11 protein-coding genes are annotated in these 16925 nt (G+C 67.3%); 5 read left to right on the plus strand and 6 right to left on the minus strand.

Translation table 11 applies throughout. The features are described 5' to 3' along the window. Nucleotides 1-43: 43 nt before the first annotated feature. The 6 genes from IA22_RS0102085 to IA22_RS0102110 all read right to left on the minus strand — a co-directional run bounded on the left by IA22_RS0102085 (nt 44) and on the right by IA22_RS0102110 (nt 9746). A complete protein-coding gene (locus IA22_RS0102085) occupies nt 44-2320 on the minus strand; it encodes a glycosyltransferase family 4 protein (RefSeq protein WP_081889736.1) in 2277 nt (758 codons plus the stop codon). Between the two features lie 361 nt (nt 2321-2681). Beyond that, the gene (locus tag IA22_RS0102090) at nt 2682-3284 is read right to left on the minus strand and encodes an acyltransferase (protein WP_030122578.1); all 603 of its coding nucleotides are present in this window, start codon (nt 3282-3284) and stop codon (nt 2682-2684) included. A gap of 166 nt (nt 3285-3450) precedes the next feature. Then, nucleotides 3451-4638, minus strand: coding sequence for an acyltransferase family protein (locus IA22_RS0102095; RefSeq protein WP_081889738.1), 1188 nt, complete (start codon nt 4636-4638; stop codon nt 3451-3453). 343 nt (nt 4639-4981) lie between these two features. Then, a complete protein-coding gene (locus IA22_RS0102100) occupies nt 4982-7108 on the minus strand; it encodes an FG-GAP-like repeat-containing protein (RefSeq protein WP_051694755.1) in 2127 nt (708 codons plus the stop codon). A 115-nt stretch (nt 7109-7223) separates the two neighbouring features. Further along, complete coding sequence (locus tag IA22_RS33890) at nt 7224-9071, minus strand: FG-GAP-like repeat-containing protein (protein ID WP_157840914.1); 1848 nt, start codon at nt 9069-9071, stop codon at nt 7224-7226. 159 nt (nt 9072-9230) lie between these two features. Continuing rightward, the gene (locus IA22_RS0102110; protein WP_030122582.1) at nt 9231-9746 is read right to left on the minus strand and encodes a hypothetical protein; all 516 of its coding nucleotides are present in this window, start codon (nt 9744-9746) and stop codon (nt 9231-9233) included. Nucleotides 9747-10230: 484 nt separating this feature from the next. Between IA22_RS0102110 and IA22_RS0102115 the strand changes: the two genes are divergently transcribed. From IA22_RS0102115 to obgE, 5 genes are all read left to right on the plus strand, one after another. Further along, nucleotides 10231-13740: a colicin E3/pyocin S6 family cytotoxin gene (locus IA22_RS0102115; RefSeq protein ID WP_038271626.1), complete on the plus strand. Its 3510-nt coding sequence runs from the start codon at nt 10231-10233 to the stop codon at nt 13738-13740. After that, entirely contained in the window at nt 13737-13967 is a 231-nt protein-coding gene (locus IA22_RS33895) for a DUF7683 domain-containing protein (protein ID WP_157840915.1), read from the plus strand. Before IA22_RS0102115 ends, IA22_RS33895 begins: the two co-directional genes overlap by 4 nt. Nucleotides 13968-14596: 629 nt before the next feature. Continuing rightward, nucleotides 14597-14917: a 50S ribosomal protein L21 gene (gene rplU / locus IA22_RS0102125; RefSeq protein ID WP_015577124.1), complete on the plus strand. Its 321-nt coding sequence runs from the start codon at nt 14597-14599 to the stop codon at nt 14915-14917. Nucleotides 14918-14931: 14 nt separating this feature from the next. Then, nucleotides 14932-15189, plus strand: a complete 258-nt coding sequence (gene rpmA / locus IA22_RS0102130) for a 50S ribosomal protein L27 (RefSeq protein ID WP_014045902.1) — start codon at nt 14932-14934, stop codon at nt 15187-15189. Nucleotides 15190-15328: 139 nt separating this feature from the next. After that, complete coding sequence (gene obgE / locus IA22_RS0102135) at nt 15329-16765, plus strand: GTPase ObgE (RefSeq protein ID WP_014156315.1); 1437 nt, start codon at nt 15329-15331, stop codon at nt 16763-16765. The last annotated feature ends 160 nt before the right edge of the window (nt 16766-16925 follow it).

A 16925-nucleotide genomic window follows, 5' to 3' on the forward strand; every position in this document is an offset into this window, starting at 1 on the left:
CTGTGGGCCCTGGAATGGAGCCCGGGCCCGCAACCCGCCCCTGTCAGGCCTTCGGTGTCGCGTAGATCGTCCGGTCGAGGTTCGTGGTCACCGTGAGGTTCGGGTACGACTTGGCCCACTTCCAGCCGGTCACGGTGCTGTTGATGTCACAGACGAACACGTGATCAGTGAGGTCCAGCCGGAGTTCGGGAAGTGCCTTGCGCCGAGCGATGCGGGCGAGCAGTTGCGGCCTCACCTCGCGGTACCCGCGGTTGAACACGTTCTTGTGGAACGCGTTGGCTGCCCTGCTGTGCATCCGCTGCGTGGCAGCGACAGCGAGTTCGGAGGTGATGGCCGTCCTCCGCTTCCGGGCCGTCCTGCGAGCTCTACCGAGCAGGGCACGCGGTGCCTTGTAGACGACGAAGCGTTCACCACGGGGGATCAGCAGCCGCTTCTCGCCCTGCTCGATGCTGACCATGGCCACGCGCGGGTCCAGGCCGGTGCGCTGCCACGCGGAGTTGTTGGCGGTCACCACTGTGACGTGCACACCACGTTCCAGCAGGTGGTTTGCGAAGTCCGCGATACGGCGTGGTTTGGGAGGTGCGAGCGCGAGCAGCACAGCCCTGCCGACCCTCTCGGCCCCTATGGCAAGTGGGCCGGCGGAGGTCTCCGGTTCCGCAGACCCGAGGGGAGCGGAAAGGCCGGGGGCCTGCGGTTCCTCCGCCGCGGCGACGTCTGCCTCGGGGGAGCCCGGCGCCTTGACAGCTGATGGGGCCGACGGACGGTCCAGGTACACGTCCATCAACTGCTGGGCCACGGCAGGAGCGCCGTACCGCTGCTCCAGGACACGGCGGGCGGCAGGGAGATCGAGCTCCGCCGCGCGTGCGCGAAGCTCCCAGTAGGCGTCCGCGATGACCTGAGGGTCGTCGCTGACCTCCATCATCGAGCCGGCCAAGGTCTCGATGCCGGACAGTGTCTCCTCCGGCCCGAAGCTCCGGGTCACGAGGACGGGAAGTCCGGCAGCGACAGCCTCGACTATCGTCATCCCGAAGGTCTCGATCTTGCTCGCGTGCACGAGCAGATCGTGCCGGTGCATCAGCCCGTTGACCTCGTCAGGCGTCACCGGGGGAAGAACCGTGAAGCGATCGGCCAGTCCCAGGTCCGCGGCGCGGATGAGGAGTGCCTCCTCCATGGCGCCGCTGCCCACCATGGTGAGCGTGACCTGGGGGTCCTTCTCCGCGACCAGCGCGAAGGCCTCCAGCAGTTCACCCACTCCCTTGTGTTTGACCAGCCGGCCGACATACAGCCACTTGCGCAGTTCCGAAGAGTAATCGCAGCCCGTCGAGAACGAGTCGAAATCGATGACGTTCGGGACCACTCGCAGCTTGTCGGCGACGTCCGGGAATTCGGCCGCGATCTGATCGCGCAGGTACGTGCTGACACAGAGGAAAGCGTCGGCCCGCACCAGCACGTCGTGGTAGAGAGCGCGTGCGGCAGGCTGGGAGAAGACCTTGTTCAGGAATGTCGCGTGTTCCGTCACCACGATGCGGGCGTCGGGCTGGGCCAGCCGCATGGCGAGCACACCGCCGTAGATGCCGGCGTGGGCATGGATGACGGGGGCCTTGATCCGGCCGCCGGGCAGCGCCTTCCGCAACGCCGTTTCCTGAGCGGTGACCCAGGGGCTGTAGTTCTTCCGGTGAACCAGAGGCACCGGGACTCGCAGAAGGGTGCCTTCGGGTGTGTCCAAAACCGGGATCAGGTCCCTGTTGTCCTGGAGACGGTCGGTCGTGATCTTGATCGCGTCGTTCAGTGCGGCGTCCGCGGGGCCGGACCAGTCCTCGGTGTGAATGATGGAGAGCCGGTCGAACTTGTCGGCGACGCTGCGGGTTGCCGCCTTCACGAAGGCGCCCGCATAGGGATTGTTCGACGACGGGTACCAGGGGGTGATCACGGCGATGTCGGCGGCTTCCGCGACTCGGCCGTCGGACGCGTACGGCTCCAGGCGGAGTGTGACGTCGGGGCGCCTCTTCGTCAGCATCCAGGCTGTCGGCAGGGCCTGGGCGTCGCCCGCGACCACCGTGTCGACGGAAGCGGCGGGTCCCGTCCTGGCCAGGACGAACTTCTTCGCCGCCTTCAGTAGCGACCCCTTCTTGTCCGGGGTGAGCTGGACGATTTCGACGTTGTCCAGGGTCTCCAGCTCTGCGACGGCCTCCGCCCAGCTCTCCGTGGCCGGTACCACGAGCAAGACCCGATCGCCGGAACCCGCCAGGCTCTTCACGTGCTCGCGTGCCGCTCGCACTCGGTAACTGCCGTGTGCGAGATAGAGCACGTGGCTATTCATTTGAATCCCTTCGCACGTTCACTCTGCGCCCTGATGATCATATAGAGGCGTTATCAAGAAGGTCGCACATCCGTGCGGCGCAGCGGGGCCAGCTTATCGCGGGCGCACCGCGACGAGACGCTGACGGAAGCGCCGCAGGCACTTGCGGCGGGAGATCGGCCGGCCGGTCGGGGCGCCATCCACCGATTGATCACCGCGAGTTCGAGCGGGGCGTCGCAGGAGGACGCGTGCGGACCGGCAACCGGCTGCCGAGCCTGTGAACAGCTTGATGAGGCAGTTTTCCACAGGGGGCCGGACGGAAGACACGCCCACCCGGGACTGCCGCTCGTCGCCGGAGCGAAAAATCCGGCCGCCCGGGGGGTCAGGCCCGGCGCTCCGACAGAAGTCCGTCCCGCTCCTCGTACAGTTCGCCGCTCTGCGGGCAGACCCAGATCCCGGGCTCGCCCGTCTTCTCGGTGAGGCGCTGTCCGTTCCGTCCTACCCAGCCGACCTGGCGTGCCGGTACGCCGACCACCAGCGCGAAGTCCGGTACGTCCTTCGTGACGACGGCGCCGGCCGCCACCATCGCCCAGCGTCCGACCCGCACGGGAGCGACACAGACGGAGCGGGCGCCCAGAGAAGCGCCTTCCGCGACCTTCACACCGACGGCCTCCCAGTCGCCGCCGCGCTTCTGCTTGCCCTCGGGATCCACCGAGCGCGGGTTGTGGTCGTTGGTGAGGACCACGGCAGGACCGACGAAGACACCGTCGCCGAGCTCGGCCGGCTCGTACACCAGGGCGTAGTTCTGCAGCTTGACGTTGTCACCGATCTGTACGCCTGTACCCACGTACGCCCCTCGGCCCACCACGCAGCCTTCGCCGAGCTTGGCCTCCTCCCGGATCTGGGCGAGCTCCCACACGCTGCTGCCGGCGCCGATCTCGGCGCTGTCGTCGACCTGTGCGGTGGGCTGGACCCTGTAGTTCACGTGTCATACCTTCCGGAGAGTGGACCTGCCGAGAGCATACGAGCTGGGGTGAGGCCGCTGTGTGCCGATACCCCCTGTGGACGTGTGGCCGCCGTCCGCCGGAGAGGTTCCGCGTGGCATGGCTGCCTGGAGAGGCCCTCACCCGGGCGTGCATCCGGCGAAGGTCCTACTTCTCCCCGTTCGGCGGGGCCGCACCCGACGCGGCCGGCTGGAGCGTCTCGCGCCGCGGTCTCCTGGCGGGGCGACGGGAACCTGTGCCCCCGCCCGGCCCCAGGCGGCGGAGTAGGCGTTCCAGCGGGTGTTCCAGCCAGTAATAGGCCATGGCCGCGACGATCAGGCTGATCCCCAGCGCGAGCAGCCAGATCTTCAGGGTTCCGGCCTGCGTCTCCGGCCGGCCCAGATGACCGACGAGCGATCTGATCACGATCTCGTGGAACAGGTACCAGGCGAAGGACCAGTGCCCTAGCCGGATCATCCAGGAGCCGCCGAGCCCTGTCCGGCGGCCATCGAGGTCAGCTGCCGCCGCCGCGGCCACGAGAAGGGCGAAGAGTGGCGCGGACAGCAGGTGCGAGGCACTGTAAGGGCTGTACCAGAAGCCGTCCGGGACAGCGCGCGACCACGGGATCAGCGCGAGGTGGCCGGCCAGGACGAGTGCGATCGCCACCGGGAGCCGGACCGGGGGGCGCCACCCGCGCTTGACCGCCAGGCCCAGGACCACACCGAGAACGAACTGCAGAGTGCGCGTCGGCGGGAAGTAGTCGAGCGCCCAGAGCCGGATCGCCGGATCGTCGAACAGCGCGCCGCACGCCCATACGGCCACCGAGGCGGCGCACAGCGCGATGGCACACCACGTTCTCCCGCGTGTCGAGCGGAGTAGCGGCAGCATCATTACCAGCGGGAACAGAAGATAGAACCAGGCCTCGTCGCTGAGTGACCAGGCGGCGGGATTGCCGCCCACGAGGTACTGGTGCTCGGGCGTCCAGGAGTTGACCAGGCCCAGTGTGGCGACGACGCCCCGGAGGGAGACCTCGGTCCCCATGAAACGCCATACCGCGACGGAGGCGACGACGGATGCGGCCATCAGAGGCCAAATCCTGGCGAAGCGCCGCCAGAAGAAGACGCTGGGAGGCACGGCCTTCCCGTCGTACGTCCAAGCCAGCACGAAGCCCGACAGCACGAAGAAGAAGGTGACGCCACTGCGCCCGTACCAGGTCAGGTCGCTGATCCAGGGCAGCTTTCCCGTCTGCCGCGACAGGTGATAGAGAACGACCGCCAGAGCTGCCCAAAAGCGCAGCCCGGTCAGCGAGGGGAGCCGGTCACGGGTTTCTCGCGTGGATATCAGGCCCGCCGGCATAGGGTCACCATCTTCGAGTGCGGGGAATTCGTCCGGGGCGAACGCCCCCTCGACGAGCCGTCCGTGTGCGTGGGATGGGCAGTGTCGGCCACCCCTGAACGATCTGCAGAGCAGCGTACTGGGCGTCACAGGTGCCGAGCGCCAGGTGAGGCTCTCGGGGCCGCCCGGGACGTGCTCCGCCGACTGCGCGTACCTTCCGCAGGCCGCTCGCTTTCGGCACAGCCGCCTGAGGTGTCTGTGGGGCTGGCAGTGCGTTGCCGCCCCGACGGATCCCTACGTGGTACACCTGTGCGGCTGCACCGGCAGAAGGGTGCCGGAGCAGCCGCACAGGGCCACTTCTGTATCAGTTGTTGTAGGCGCTGAAGAACCGTGCAGAGGCGAAGGCCCAGCTGCTGGCGGGGGCGCTCCAGCCGGCGAGCCCGCCGTTGAACAGGGTGTCGGCCCGGGCCGTCCAAGTCCACATCTTCACGGTGCCGTCAGCCTGGTGGACCATGGTGGCGAGGTCGTCACGGCCGTCGCCGTTGTAGTCGCCCGTGACGAACTGCATGCGGCTGACGTCGAGATTGCCGGGAGGGCTGTTGAGCGTGAGCTTGGCGGAACCGAAGCGGTCCTTGCCGTCGACCTTCTCGGAGAGCATGGTGGACGTCTTGTCGCTGCCGTCTGTGTAGTCGTACCAGACCAGTGCGTCGTCGCGGCCGTCGCCGTTGAAGTCGCCGGCGTGCGGGGTGGTGCGGTTCCAGTCCAGGGAAGAACTCTGCCACCACGTGGCGGGAGCGGCGAAACCTCCGTTGGCAGCGGCCGGGAAGACGTAGGTCTTCACCGTGTCGTCGCCCTGGCCGTAAAAGACACTCAGGTCGTCGCGCCCGTCACCGTTGAAATCGCCGGTGATGAACTTGGTACGGGTACGCAGCCAGGAACCCGTCGGAGCGGACCAGGAGCTGAAAGGTGCGCTGAAGGTGCCTGTGGCGGTGCTGGTGAACGTCCAGAGTTTGGTGGTCCCGTCAGCGTAGGCGTACCAGACCGCCATGTCGTCGCGGCCATCACCGTTGAAGTCGCCGGCCTGGGGGGTCATGTAGCTGATGTGGAAGCTGCCTGCCGGGGCGCTCCATGCGGTGTACGGGGTGCCGAAACCGCCGTCGGCCCTGCCGAGCGCGACCCACAGCTTGACGCTGGTGTCGCTGTAGCCCTTGAGAACGGCCATGTCCCCACGGCCGTCGCCGTTGAAATCACCGGTGATGTACTTCATCGCCTTCGTGTCCCAGACGCCGTCCGCGACATCGTAGGACAGGAAGGGCTTGGTGATGGCGCCGTCGGTGCCACCGAGGAAGCTGTGTATGGCGTCTCGACCGTCGGTGTAGTCGTACCAGGCAGCCATGTCGCTGCGGCCGTCGCCGTTGTAGTCGTGGCGGATGGCCGTTCCACTCGACCAGACCGACTGGGCCTGCGCGTTGAGTACGACGAAGTTGCCACGGTCCTGGAGGACGGCGGCGCCGCCGGCGGCGGACGTCCCGGCCTCCCAGAGGTTGGCGGTGTCGGCCGAGTTACGGACGACGAGGTTACCGCCGGTGTCCAGCAGCGCGGTCGCACCGGCGTCGGTGGTTCCCGTGGACCAGAGGACCTTGCCCGCGTTGGAAGTGATGGCCAGGTTGCCATCGGTCTGCATGGTGAGCTTGGCCGAGGCGGAGGCGAGGGTCTCGCCGGGAAGCAGGCGCTGGCCGGGGGTGAGGCGGGAGCCGAGGACGGTGTTGTCCGCTCGGGCGGCTGTCGCGCCGGTGCGGGTCTCGGTCTCGCCGAAGCAGCCGCCCTGCCATGAACGGCTGCTGACGCCGACGAGTTCGAACTTCCCGCCGACGGCGCGCAGCAGAGGGCCGCCGGTGTCGCCCTTACATATGGCGTCGGTGGCGCTCTTGCCGGTGATGCCGAGTTCGGTGGCGCCGGCGGTGTCGACGGTGAAGGCCGCGGTATGGAGCCTGTCAGGCACCCATTCGGTCTTCGTGCGGCCGTATCCGGCAGCTGTGAGGGTGTCGCCCGCGGCGACGGGGGAGTCGGCCACTGCTACCGGGGTGATGCCGGTCGCGGGGGTGGCGAGGCGGGCCATGACCAGATCGCGTCCTGCCCGCGGCACCAGATCGACGATCTCGCTGACGTGGCCCCCGGTGGCGTTCAGATCGGCGCGACCGATCGTGGCCACCGTTTTCAGCGCCGGCTTGCCCACGGGCAGCTCGGTGGTACCGCCGGTGAAGCAGCTGCTTGCGGTCAAGACCCATTGCGCGTCGACGAGGGCTCCGGTGCATGCCCGTTTGCTGTCGCCGTCACCGATCTCGATCTGGGCGGTGAAGGCATAAGTGCTGTCGGCGACCGGAGTCCCGACGATCGCTTGGGCTGGGGAAGTGAGGGTGAGGGCGCCTACGGCTGCTGTGGCGGACAGCAGCGACAGTGCACGCACCGTTTGCGGGCGTCTGAAGTTCACTTGTGTTCCTCGACTGGGTATCGGAGCGGGCGGGCCCGGAGTTACGTTGTCGCAGGCCGGACCTTGCCGCCGGGCCTCTTCGTCGGTGGCGGTTCGGAAGACCTGCCGCGCCGTGTCAGACGACGCTGCCGCTCCAGTGCCTGACAGGTGCCTGTACGTCGGTGCCCGTGCTGGTGAAGGAGAACAGGGAGTCGATACGTCGGCCGTCGGCGGTCGTCCCGGAGCGGTAGAGGACGCCGATGTCGTCCTTGCCGTCCTTGTTGAAGTCGCCGCTCACGGGCTGGCTCGCGGCCCAGCTGAAGGACCCGGTGCTCGTCCAGGCCTCACGGGGCGCGGCGAAGTCGGTGCCGTCGCTGGTGAGGGTGAAGAGCGCGGACTGGTGGACGCCTTCTGCGGTGGTGCCGCGGTTGTAGAGGATGCCGATATCGGCTCTGCCGTCTCCGCTGTAGTCGCCCGAGGTCAGCTTGCTGGCACTCCAGTTGAATGATCCGCTGCTGGTCCAGGACTTGCGGGGGTTGTTGAAGACGGTGCCGTCGCTGAGGAAGGTGTAGAGGGAGGAGACGAACTTGCCGTCGGCCGACTTGCCTCCGTTGTAGAGCACGGCGACGTCGTCCTTGCCGTCCTTGTTGTAGTCGCCGGAGGTGACCTGGCCGGCGGACCAGGTGAATCCGCCGGTGGTGGTCCATGTCTTGCGGGCGGTGAAGTCGGTGCCGTTACTGGTGAAGGTGTAGAGGGAGGAGACGGCGCCGGTGTCGGAGGTTCCGTTGTCATAGAAGACGGCAACGTCGTCCTTGCCGTCCCCGTTGTAATCGCCGGAGGTCACCTTGCTGACAGCCCAGTTGAATCCGCCGGTGGTGGTCCATGACTTGCGGGGGGCCTTGAAGCCGGTGCCGGTGCTGGTGAAGGTGTAGAGGGAGGAGACGGCGCCGGTGTCGGAGGTTCCGCTGTCGTAGAAGACGGCAACGTCGTCCTTGCCGTCTCCGTCGAAGTCGCCCGCCGTCAGCTTGCTCTTGCTCCAGGTGAAGCCACCGGGCGTGCTCCACACGTTCTTGGGAGCGGCGAAGCCGGTGCTGGTCGCGTAGAAGGCGAACAGCGAGGACCGGTTCTTGCCCTCGGGGGAGGTGCCGTTGTCGTAGAAGGCGGCGATGTCCTCCCTGCCGTCCGCGTTGAAGTCGCCGGAGGTGACCTGCGACTCACCGGGCAGGGCGCGGACCTGTTGCACCCACTCGGTGATGTCGTCGAGGCGGGTCTCCACGGCGCCGGTGCGGGTCTCCTCGGAGCCGAGGCAGCCGGCCTGCCAGGACGCGCTGTGCACGGCGACGAGTTCGGCCTTGCCGTTCGTCTCGCGCAGCGCGGGACCGCCGGCGTCGCCCTTGCAGATGCTGCCGCCGTCCCGGGTCACGGCGACGGTGGTGGCATCGGCCTGTGTGACCGTGAACGCACCGGCGTGCAGGCGGTCGGGCACCCAGGTGTCGGCGGTGCGGCCGTAGCCCACGGCCTGCAGCGTCTCACCGGCGGTGGGCGGGGTGGCGGCCAGGAGGGCCGGGGTGATGTCGGTGACCGGGGTGGCGAGCTTGGCCATCACCAGGTCGCGGTCCGCCCTGGGCACCAGCTCGGTGATCTCGACGACTTGGCCGGCGGTGCCGGTCAGGTCCCTACGCCCGATGGTCGCCGTGGCCTTCTCGGCCGGTGCGCCGGCGGGTACCGGGAAGGCGGGCTGCCCGGCGGCCGCGAAGCAGCTGCTGGCGGTGAGGACGTACTGGGCGTCGACGAGGGAGCCGGTGCAGGCACGGCTGGTCTCGCCTGCACCGATCTGGATCTGCGCGGTGAAGGCGTAGGCGTTGTCGGCTACGGCGTCACCGATGACGGCCTGGGCGGGGCTGGTGAGGGTGAGGGCGCCGACTGCGGCCGTGGCGGCCAGCAGCGATAGGGCGCGCACTCTGCGGGAAGGGTTGAGGTTCACGTGGGTTCCTTGCAGTTTGGGCAAAGAGACGGATGGGTTCCAGGCGACGCAGCGGCGTCTGCGCTTGGTCACAGGCCAGGCGGGGGTCGGCGAACGCTTCTCCCGAATTTGGTCTGTGCTGCATCCGGTCTGCTGGGAGCTGCCTGAGCGCGAACCGGGTCAGCCGGTGATGCGGAGCTCGACGAGGACGGAGCGGGCGCCGCCGACGGTGCCTTCGCCAACGCTTGCGAAGCCGCCTGCTTCGACGTCCACGGTCGTGGTCTTGCCCCCTGCGGTGAGGTCGGCGCTGACGGGCTGCTCGGAGGTGGCGAGCTCGAGCATGAACACCCGGGGGAGTTCAAGCGTGAGGTAGCCAGTTTTGGCGGTGGCGCGGAAGCAGTACTCGTCTGCCCTGCCCACGGCCGGGTCACCGACGGTCCTGACAAGGATCTGGTCCTCGGCGGGGTCGCAGTCGGCCAGGAGGATGTGGCCGTCACCCTTTTTCAGGATGATGCCCTTGGTCGCCAGGATGTCGGCGGCGCCGGGATAGGAAAAGTCCTCGACTGCTGACGGCGGGACCTCTTCACCCACTGCGGACGCGGTGGTTTCGGAGGCGAAAGCGAGCGGCACACCGATCAACGCCGCCAGGGCGCCCATCGCTCCTGAAATGAACAATGCGCGCGTACGGAAAGTCATTCGGATTCCTTTCGGGCGTGACAGCCCGCGAACCCGGAGGCCCCCGCCCAGATATGTGTGCAAAAAGTAAAGGGTGTAAGTGCAATGTAGCCGGAGAGTGATGGAACGTCAAACAGTCGAATTGCGGGTAAGGTCGCCATAATGATTCATTATCTCGCTATATGTCCGTTTGGGTGGGTGTCCATAATTGCGACCAATGCTGCATTTCGGTCCATGGTTCTTGTTCGCTCGCTCCTGGGCTCCGTTGCGCTCTGGAGGTGTTCGAGGCGAAGGTGTGTGAAAGCTTCAAGACTGCAAACAGGCCGAAAGTCGCTGTCCCTTGCGCTCTCCCGTGTTTCACAAAAGGGGCAGTTTGGACTTGTCTTGTCTGGATTTCCTTTACGATCGCGGTGTCGATATTCGGAGATCGGTAGTGGGAGTTACCGACATCAGAGACGGAAAATCCGTGAAGCGAAGATTCACCCGACCTGACCACCGGAGGGGCATGCGCCGCGCGACACGCGCCCTTGTCCTGAGCCTGCTGCCGCTGGCCCTCACTTTTGGCTCGCTCGGGTCACCACCCGCTACAGCAGCAGAGCCTGATGTTGCCGCCGGACAGTTGGCGGCCTTGGCAGAGGCGACGCCGACCGACCGTGGCCGGGTAGTGGACTATTGGAAGACGGGAGGCCCTGGTCTCAGGGCAGCCGCCGAGGTCGCTCTGGTGGGTACCGACGAAGACGTAGCAAGGTTTCTCGCGCAGGCACCCCAGTACCAGTACCAAGACAGCAGGGTGGCTGTGGCGATGATCGCCTCGGTGAGTGGCCAGAGCCTGCTGGAGGCCGCTCGTCTCGCTCTCGGAGCCGACGATCCCGCCCAGTTGAAGACATTCCTGGAAGACGGCTGGAAAACTCCGATGGAGCAGGACCAGCGAGTGCGTGTCGCGCAGATCGTGGACGCTGGTGGACCCGGCGTGCAAGAGGCGGGGCGTGCAGCGCTGAACGGCGCGTCCGGGGATCTCAAAGCCTTCCTGGAGGAGGGGCAATACGTTCAGCGGGAGCAGGACGAGCGTGTTCAGCTTGTCCAGATCCTGAGCATCGGCGGTCCCAATGTGCGAGCCGCGGGTCGCCTCGCGCTTAGTGGCTCTGCCGACGAGATCCGGGAGTTCCTGGAAGTTGGTCAGCATGTAGCGCGTTCCAGGGACCAGGAGTACGCCAGCGTGGCGCAACTCGCCGAGCAGGCTCGGGAAGCCGGCCGGCAGGCTGCCATCGAGACGACCGCAGCGAAGGAAACGTCAGCGCGTGCCGTCGCAGCGGCAGCGCTTGCGAAGAAGGCGGCGGAGCGCGCACGTGACGAGACGGAGGCGGCTAGGAACGATTCCCTGGCCGCTGCGTCCGCTGCCTCCCGCGCCGCTTCGGCGGCGAAGCAGGCTGCTGCGGCAGCCCAGCAAGCAATTGATGCGGCACGTGCGGCGAACAACTCCGCCAATGTGGCAGCCAGTGCCGCTGCTCAAGCGGCGTCTGCGGCCGCAGGCGCCGCGCAGGCTGCGTCGCGTGCCCGCAACGCGGCTGCGGGTGCAGCCACAGATGCCACTCAGGCTGAATCCTCGCGTAAGGCTGCCCAAGAAGCGCGGACTGCCGCCAAGGGAGCGAGGCTCGCTGCAGGCGCCGCCGAGCAGGCCGGCGTTGCCGCGACCGCCGCGGGTGACGCGGCCCAGGCAGCAGCGGGGGCCGGTGCCAATGCCATTGCGGCCGCCAATGCGGCCGGCCAGGCAAGCGAGTATGCCGATCAAGCCGGAGCGCACTCCGCACAAGCGAGTACCGCTGCTGCGGCCACCCGCCGTCACGCGGCTGAGGCGACCCGTGCGGCCAACGCGGCCGTCGCCCTCTCCCGCAAGTCAGCAGCCGCCGCCAACGAAGCTCGGGACGCGGCGAACTCTGCTGCCAACCACGCGGAGAACGCGGCCGACGCTGCCGACGAAGCCGCGGAACACGCCGGTGAGGCGGCCACAGCCGCGACCAAGTCCACCGCGCATGCCGCGGCCGCTCAGGCAGCAGCGAACACGGCTACGGACGCGGTCAAGAAGGCCAACGAAGTGCACGCTCTGGCTCGCCAGATCGAGGCCGAAGAGCTGACCGCCCGAACCAACGCTGCCATAGAGCGGGCCCGTGATCAGAAGGAACAGCAGGATGCCCGTAAGGCGGCCGGTGAGGCGTCGGTCGAAGAGTTGAAGGATCTTGACGCGGACGCCCAGCGCCTGGCCGCAACAGCTGCTGAGTCCGGAGCTGACATTCCGGTTCTCGCGGAGGAGGGCCGGGAGATCGCACTCCGGACCCTGCAGATCCGGGGGCCCTGGAGCGGTGCGGCCGCTGAAGTTGCTTTGGCCGGCGCGGACGATGTGGTCGTCGAGTACATCCGTACCGGCAGAGCGGAAGCTGTCGAGCAGGACAACCGCACTCGTGTGGAGACCCTCGCCCTGGAATCGCCGTCCGACAAAATTCGTGCTGCGGCCGAGACAGCGCTCACGGGCGACCAGGCATCCATCAACACCTTCCTGACTGAGGGTCAGTACCAGGCCTTCACCGATGACCTGCGCGTCTACATCACGCAGGTCATCTCAGTGGGGGGCGAGGTGGTTCGAGATGCGGGGCGTGCGGCGCTGGCATCGGGATCGGTCGACGCCTACAGGCAGTTCGCCACCACCGGTCAGTACGCTGCCCGAACCCAGGACGAACGTGTTCGTGCTGCCCAGCTCATCGCCAGTGGTGGTGCTGAAGTCAAGGCTGGTGCCCGCGTTGCTCTGGAAGGCCCGGAGCAGCAGCTGCACGAATTTATCAAGAACGGTCAATACAGGGCAAAACGCCAAGATGAGCTCAGTGCCACGCACGTTGCCCAGGTCGACCAGCTGATCGCCCAAGCGTCTCGTTCCGCTGCTACGGCACAGCGGGACGCTTCACTCGCTCAAGAGGTCGCGGCGAAGGCCCGCAAGGCCGCGGCGGAGGCTGCCGTCTACGCGCAACAGGCCAAGGATTCGGCGGCTGACGCTCAGGGTTATGCCGCGCAAGCGGTTCAGTCAGCCAAGGACGCGGAGGCCTCCGCGGCGAATGCCGCCGCCTCGGCAACGGCTGCGCGCAATGCCCAAGCTGACGCGAACCAAGCCGTCACGCGAGCAGTTCAGTACGCCACGGAAGCCGAAGCGTCGGCCGGCTGGGCGCGCAACTCCGCCGCCGCCGCGTGGGCGGATGTCGAGCAAGCGCGCAGGGCCGCCACTGCTGCAGGCAAGGATGCCGAGGCGGCCGACCAAGCGGCTACGGAGGCATTTTCGGCGGCTGTCGCCAAGCAGCAGGCGGAACTCAAGGAGTGGCGCGAATCAGAGGAAGCCTGGCGGCAGGCTGAAGCGGAAGAGGGACCGGCCGAAGAAACAGATGACGGCTGGATACCGGACTGGCTGGAAGCAGGAGCTGAGACTTTCGGCATCTACGCCACTTCGATTCTGGGTAACCCCGATATCTGGATAGGTGCAGGCGAGATGGCCCTGGGTGTCGTCATGATGGGGGGCGGGATGGGTGAAGGGCTCCTCGGAGGTGCCGTCTGTCTCACCGGAGTCGGTTGTCTTGCCGGCGCTCCTGCAATTGCCATGAGCGCAGGGCTCATCGTCTCAGGTGCCTACGGCGCCGCCGACGGGATCGGCCGATTCGATCAGGGTCTCGGAACGGCGCTTCGCGAGGCTCAGGCGAGGCAAAGCGCAACCCAGAAGGTGGTAACCGGCCCTGTTCCCGCGCCGTCGACGCTCAAGGGGTTCCCCAGCGCGCAGCGGGCCAAGCCCAAGACGCCTGTGCAGGGCGGTGGAGGCCTGCGCAAGCGCTGGAAGGACGGCAAGGGAACGATCTACGAGTGGGACTCTCAGCATGGGGCGGTAGAGAAGTACAATAAGCGCGGAAAACACCAGGGGGAGTTTGACCCTGATACCGGAGCTCAGACCAAGCCCGCCGACCCCAGCAGAGAAGTGCAGCCATGAAATTTGTGATTGTTTCCTACAAAGGGGAGTCGGACGAGCCGGACGGCGAGTTCGACATATCCGAAGTTGGTGGGGATTCCCTCGCAAGGATTCTTGGGAGGGAGTCGGGGAGTCTGGTGGACGTGTATCCGATCAACGAAAGTCAAGCTGAGGCTCTCGGCAGGCTGACGGGGATGACATTCGATCTGTCCACACACGAATACTTCTTGGAAGCCCTCGCGGATTGAGATGGCTCCACGATTCTCCTGCCGGCAACTGCGCATCTCGGATCGTAAGCGATCATTGCAGTCCGGTGAGGCTTAGTGCCGGTGGTTTTGGTCGCAGAGCGAAGGTTCGTGGTTGGCCGTAATCCCGATGCGGTGAGAGGGCACGTCGTCGCAATGTATGCCTGACGGCGGTTGAGGTCCGTACGCCATGTACGGACCTCAACCGCCGTTCCACATGTCAGCCTCGCCCTCAGCAGTTGTCAGCCGGTCCTTCAAGCTGAGTGATCCAGACCCACGCAAGCGGCCTCTCGTTCGGCTCGATTGGCGGCGCCCCGTGTGAAACGGGACTTTCGAATGTGGACTGTGTCGGAACGGTCATGCCGACCGATGCGATAGCCGTGCCGTCATGTTTCGGCCGCGGAGCCGGGTCCGATGTGTACGACTCGGCACTACTGCTCGGTTTGACCTCTCCAACCCCGCCCCCGTAGCCTTGACCCCCGGCGTGTTCCATGTGCGCCCACCCCCTGAGCACATCCCTCCCGGTGATCCGTCCCCGGGGGAGGCCGCTCATCCTTCCGGACTGTCGCGGGCCCCGGCCCGTGCGGGCGGCTGGCATCAGGGGATCCGTTCCGAGTGAGAGAGAGATCCGCGTGTACGCCATCGTGCGCAGCGGTGGTCGCCAGCACAAGGTTGCTGTCGGCGACATCGTTGAGGTTGACAAGATTTCCACCGCCAAGGTTGGCGACACGGTCGAGCTCTCGACCCTGCTCGTTGTCGACGGCGACGCCGTGACCAGCGACCCGTGGGTCCTGGACGGCATCAAGGTCCAGGCCGAGATCGTGGACCACCACAAGGGCGCGAAGATCGACATCCTTCGCTACAAGAACAAGACGGGTTACCGCCGTCGCCAGGGTCACCGCCAGCAGTACACGGCGATCAAGGTCACCGGTATCCCCGCGGCTGCGAAGTAAGGGACTGAGGAGACATGGCACACAAGAAGGGCGCATCGTCCACTCGGAACGGGCGCGATTCCAATGCTCAGCGGCTCGGCGTGAAGCGCTTCGGCGGTCAGGCCGTCAACGCCGGTGAGATCCTGGTCCGCCAGCGCGGCACCCACTTCCACCCGGGCACGGGCGTCGGCCGTGGCGGCGACGACACGCTGTTCGCGCTGACCGCCGGTGCGGTGGAGTTCGGTACGCACCGTGGCCGCAAGGTCGTGAACATCGTTCCCGTCGCTGCCTGATCCAGGCAACGGCTGAACGTCACAGCACCTTCCGAGGGCGGATCTCAGCTTTCCCGGTAACCGGGGAAGCGGGTCCGCCCTCGGCGCGTTACGTCAAGAGACAATTCCGTATTTTTCCGCAGTACCTGGAGGCCCCACCATGACCACCTTCGTGGACCGCGTCGAGCTGCATGCCGCCGCGGGTAACGGAGGCCACGGCGTGGCCTCCGTGCACCGTGAGAAGTTCAAGCCGCTGGGCGGCCCCGACGGGGGCAACGGCGGACGCGGCGGCGATGTCATCCTCGTCGTCGAGCAGTCCGTGACCACGCTGCTCGACTACCACCACCACCCTCACCGCAAGGCCACGAACGGCCAGCCCGGCGCGGGTGACAACCGTTCGGGCAAGGACGGCCAGGACCTCGTGCTGCCCGTCCCGGACGGCACGGTCGTCCTCGACAAGGCCGGCAACGTCCTGGCCGACCTCGTCGGCCAGGGCACCACCTTCGTCGCGGGCCAGGGCGGCCGCGGCGGCCTCGGCAACGCCGCGCTGGCCTCCGCCCGCCGCAAGGCGCCCGGATTCGCCCTGCTCGGTGAGCCGGGGGAGAGCCGGGACATCGTCCTGGAGCTCAAGACCGTCGCCGACGTCGCGCTCGTCGGCTACCCGAGCGCGGGCAAGTCCTCGCTGATCTCGGTGCTCTCCGCCGCCAAGCCGAAGATCGCGGACTACCCGTTCACCACCCTGGTCCCCAACCTGGGCGTCGTCACCGCGGGCTCCACCGTCTACACCATCGCGGACGTCCCTGGCCTCATCCCGGGCGCCAGCCAGGGCAAGGGCCTCGGCCTGGAGTTCCTGCGGCACGTCGAGCGCTGCTCCGTCCTGGTGCACGTCCTGGACACCGCGACGCTGGAGTCGGACCGCGACCCCCTCTCCGACCTCGACATGATCGAGGAGGAGCTGCGGCTGTACGGCGGCCTCGAGGACCGCCCGCGCATCGTCGCGCTCAACAAGGTCGACATCCCGGACGGCCAGGACCTCGCCGACATGATCCGCCCCGACCTGGAGGAGCGCGGCTACCGCGTCTTCGAGGTCTCGGCCATCGCGCACAAGGGTCTCAACGACCTGAGCTACGCCTTGGCGGGGATCATCGCCGAGGCGCGGGCCACGAAGCCGAAGGAGGAGTCGACGCGCATCGTCATCCGTCCCAAGGCCGTCGACGACGCAGGCTTCACCGTGACGGTCGAGGAGGACGGCATCTACCGCGTGCGCGGCGAGAAGCCCGAGCGCTGGATCCGGCAGACCGACTTCAACAACGACGAGGCTGTCGGCTATCTCGCCGACCGTCTCAACCGCCTCGGTGTCGAGGACGAGCTCCGCAAGGCGGGCGCCCAGGCCGGCGACGGTGTGGCCATCGGCCCCGAGGACAACGCGGTCGTCTTCGACTGGGAGCCGACCATGGCCGCCGGTGCCGAGATGCTGGGCCGTCGCGGTGAGGATCACCGCATGGAGGCGCCCCGCCCCGCCGCGCAGCGACGGCGCGAGCGCGAGTCGGAGCGGGACGACCCGCAGCGCGAGTACGACGAGTTCGACCCCTTCTAGGCCGCCGCCTCCGGGCGCTCCCGCACTGCGGGGGTGCCCGGATCCACAGGGAACTGCCAGGTGGCGGGGGGTGCGGGGACTCAGGATGTGCGGATTGCGTGACACGTCTGTGGAGTCCGTCACTCCGGGCGTCCTCCCCGGAGGAACCAATCCGCCTGGC

This window comes from Kitasatospora papulosa (assembly GCF_000717245.1).
GTDB classification, from domain to species: Bacteria; Actinomycetota; Actinomycetes; order Streptomycetales; family Streptomycetaceae; genus Streptomyces; species Streptomyces papulosus.